The following is a 2,965-nucleotide window of genomic DNA, read 5'->3' on the forward strand; positions in this document are numbered from 1 at the left end:
GCCCACGCCCGGCCCCCCGGCACCCTGCGAAAGCCCCGGCGCCCCGCGACGTGTGCTCTCAACGTGCGCCCCGCCCACCGGCCCCGCCCTCGCCCCACATGACCCGGCCCCTCCCGCATCCCCCGCCTGCGCCCACGTCACGCAGTGCCAGCCACAGGCCTGCTGCTGGTCCACCCACGTGCCGGGCCCACCCACCTGCCGGGCCCCCCACCTGCCGGGCCCCCCACCTGCCGGGCCCACCCACCTATCGGGTCCACGCACGTGCCGGGCCACGCACGTGCCGGGCCACGCACGTGTCGGGCCACCCACGTGCCGGTCCAGCCAGCGGAACGCGCCGCCAGCGGCCAACCCACGGTGCGAGGATGACGACAGCAGGCACAGGGGTGGAGGCGGTCGGCGGACGAAAGGCACAGCTGCCACCCCAGCCACCCCAGCCACCACACGCACCAGTAGAAGCAGCACCGGCACAGCGCAGCGGAAAGGCGAACCGGCACCATGACCCAGAAGGTCGCAGTCCTCGGCACCGGAAAGATCGGCGAAGCCCTCCTCAGCGGAATGATCCGCGGCGGCTGGGCCCCCTCCGACCTGCTGGTCACCGCCCGCCGCCAGGAGCGCGCCACCCAACTGCACGACCGTTACGGCGTCGAAGCGGTCAGCAACGCCGAGGCCGCCAAGTCCGCCGACACCCTGATCCTCACCGTCAAGCCCCAGGACATGGGCACCCTGCTCCGCGAGCTGGCCCCGCACGTCCCCACCGACCGCCTGGTCATCAGCGGCGCAGCCGGCATCCCCACCTCGTACTTCGAGGAGCGCCTGGCCACCGGCACCCCGGTCGTCCGGGTCATGACGAATACCCCGGCCCTCGTCGACGAGGCGATGTCCGTCATCTCCGCCGGCACCCACGCCACCGCCGCCCACCTCAGCCTCGCCGAGGAGATCTTCTCCACCGTCGGCAAGACCCTCCGCGTCCCCGAGAGCCAGCAGGACGCCGCGACCGCCCTCTCCGGCTCGGGCCCCGCGTACTTCTACTTCCTCGTCGAGGCCATGACAGACGCTGGCATCCTGCTCGGCCTGCCCCGCGACAAGGCCCACGACCTCATCGTCCAGGCCGCGATCGGCGCCGCCGTGATGCTCCGCGACAGCGGCGAACACCCGGTCAAACTCCGCGAGAACGTCACCTCGCCGGCCGGCACCACCATCAACGCCATTCGCGAACTGGAGAATCACGGCGTCCGCGCCGCTCTCATCGCCGCCCTCGAAGCCGCCCGCGACCGCAGCCGCGAACTGGCCACCGGCAACGGCTGACCCGTCCCCGGCAACGGCTGACCCCTCCCCGTCACCGGCTGACCTGTCCCCGTCACCGGGTGCCCCGCCCCGGGGCACCCGGTGACGGGGACACCTGGAACGACTAGGGGAGGGGCGCGCCGAGGCCCCCGCCCCTACGGGCGGGCCCCCGAATGCCTACACCGCTACGCCGCTTCCCCTACGCCTTTAAATCCCCACCCCCTTTAAACCCCCACCCCCATGGCCCGATAAGCCGCGTCCACCCGTGGTTTCGCCAAGCCGCGGGCCCGTTCGGCCCCGGTCCGTAGGATTTCGTCGATGTACGCCGGGTTCGCCGCCAGCTCCGCATGGCGTTCGCGCACCGGCCGCAGGGTTTCCACCACCGCGTCCGCCAGGTCCCTCTTCAGGGCCCCGTACGACGCGTAGCCCTCGGCCAGCCGCTCAGGGTCCCCGTCCGTACAGGCCGCCAGTACATCCAGCAGGTTCGCGATCCCCGGCCGCGCCTCCCGCTCGTATACGACGTCATCGCCGTCGTCGGTCACCGCGCGCATCACCTTCTTCCGCACCGCCTCCGGCTCGTCCAGCAGAAAGACGGTCCCCGCCGTCCGGGCGTGCGACTTGCCCATCTTCGACGTCGGATCCTGCAGATCCATCACCCGCGCGGCCACCCGCGGACGCGTCGCCTTCGGTACGACGAACGTCGCCCCGTACCGCTGGTTGAACCGCACCGCGAGGTCCCGCGTCAGCTGCACATGCTGGGTCTGGTCGTCCCCGACCGGCACCTCGTCCGTCCCGTACGCGAGGATGTCCGCCGCCATCAGCGTCGGATACGTCAGCAGCGACAGCCGCACACTTCCGCCGCGCGCCTGCTCCCGCGCCGCCTTCTCCTTGTACTGGATCATGCGCCGCATTTCCCCGTCGGTGGCGGTGCACTCCATCAGGTACGCCAGTCGAAGATGCTCATCGACGTGGCTCTGTACGAAGACCGTGCACTGCTCCGGATCCAGCCCCGCGGCCAGCAGCAGCGACGCGGCCTGCCGGCTCAGCCGCCGCACCCGCGCCGGATCGTGCTCCACGGTCAGCGCGTGCAGATCCACCACGCAGAACAGCGCGTCCGCCCGGTGCTGCTCCTCCGTCACCCACCGCCGCACCGCACCGAGGTAGTTCCCCAGCGTCAGATGCCCCGTCGGCTGCACCCCGCTGAACACCCGCACGCGACCGCCGCGACCCGGCCCCAGGCCGCCCCCGGCCACGCCGGCCCGCTCTCGCACCAGTTCACTCATCCGTCATCTCTCCCGATTCCCGCACGCCCGGAGCTCCCGGGGTACGCATCGAGACCGCCGACCTCGCCGGCCGGCTACGAGAAGCAGAAACGCGAACGGCCGCCGAGGCGGCGGCCGTGGTCATGCATGCGCTGTGGTCGGCCGCCGTCAGGCGGGCCACCACTGCTGTACGAGCGCATGCGCAGTCATGCCGCCCAAAGTACCGCGCAAATCCGCGCCCGGCACGGGTTTGAAGCGCCTCACCCGCTCGTGTAGTGTTCTCCGAGTTGCCACGGAGCCGACGGCCCCGGACAACCATCCCGCCGCCTCGCGGCACACCACTACTGCACGGCCCCTCACCGGGAACAATTTCGGCATGCCGAAATTCGGACCGCGGCGCGATTATGCGTCGACGAGGA

The 2,965-nt window shown here is 71.6% G+C and carries 2 protein-coding genes; one reads left to right on the forward strand and one right to left on the reverse strand.

Going from position 1 to position 2,965, the window contains the following annotated elements; genetic code table 11:
* The first annotated feature begins 495 nt into the window (after positions 1-495).
* The gene (proC, locus tag IG62_RS0140740; RefSeq protein ID WP_030816275.1) at positions 496-1,305 is read left to right on the forward strand and encodes a pyrroline-5-carboxylate reductase; all 810 of its coding nucleotides are present in this window, start codon (positions 496-498) and stop codon (positions 1,303-1,305) included.
* 203 nt (positions 1,306-1,508) lie between these two features.
* On the opposite strand, the gene trpS is transcribed toward proC, so the two are convergent.
* Positions 1,509-2,567 (reverse strand): tryptophan--tRNA ligase, encoded by a 1,059-nt coding sequence (gene trpS / locus IG62_RS0140745; protein ID WP_078872535.1) that lies wholly within the window; start codon positions 2,565-2,567, stop codon positions 1,509-1,511.
* Positions 2,568-2,965: the final 398 nt, after the last annotated feature.

The sequence above is a fragment of the Streptomyces sp. NRRL S-337 genome (assembly GCF_000720175.1).
GTDB classification, from domain to species: Bacteria; Actinomycetota; Actinomycetes; order Streptomycetales; family Streptomycetaceae; genus Streptomyces; species Streptomyces siderophoricus.

Bases quoted from the DNA above. Each gene is read 5' to 3' on its own strand.
- proC (WP_030816275.1), top strand. From the start codon at position 496: ATGACCCAGAAGGTCGCAGTCCTCGGCACCGGAAAGATCGGCGAAGCC.
- trpS (WP_078872535.1), bottom strand. From the start codon at position 2,567: ATGAGTGAACTGGTGCGAGAGCGGGCCGGCGTGGCCGGGGGCGGCCTG.